Source organism: Neobacillus cucumis (genome assembly GCF_023715505.1).
In genome coordinates, this window is sequence record NZ_JAMBOH010000126.1 from 1 (window position 1) to 380 (window position 380).

Annotated in this window: 1 protein-coding gene; it reads left to right on the top strand. The window is 68.7% G+C overall.

Annotated features, from left to right (window positions below; all coding sequences use genetic code 11):
* Positions 1 to 380 (top strand): alpha/beta fold hydrolase (locus M3226_RS31720; RefSeq protein ID WP_251573448.1); only part of this gene is annotated, 380 nt, incomplete at both ends.

Sequence of the window (380 nt, forward strand, 5' to 3'; positions counted from 1 at the left end):
GCCATTACTGGCCGGCCGTCGAAGCGGGCATTCAGGACGAGTTCAGCTGGCAGAACCACGTCGACGAACTCGCCGAATTCATCGATGCGCTCGATCTCGGCCCCGTGCACCTGGTCGGCCATTCGCGCGGCGGTAGCGTCGCGTTCAACGTCGCGCGCCAGCATCCGCACCTCGTCGAGTCGCTGACGCTCGCCGATCCGGGCGGCCCGCTCCAGCAGCCCGGCGTGCGCGAAGCCGCGCTTCCGGCCGCCGCCCTCGCGCTGCGCACGAAGGCCGTGAACCTGATCGGGCAAGGCGACGTCGAAGCCGGTCTCGAGATGTTCGTCGATTCCGTGAGCCTGCCCGGCGCATGGAAGAAGAGCACGTCGCGCTTTCGCACG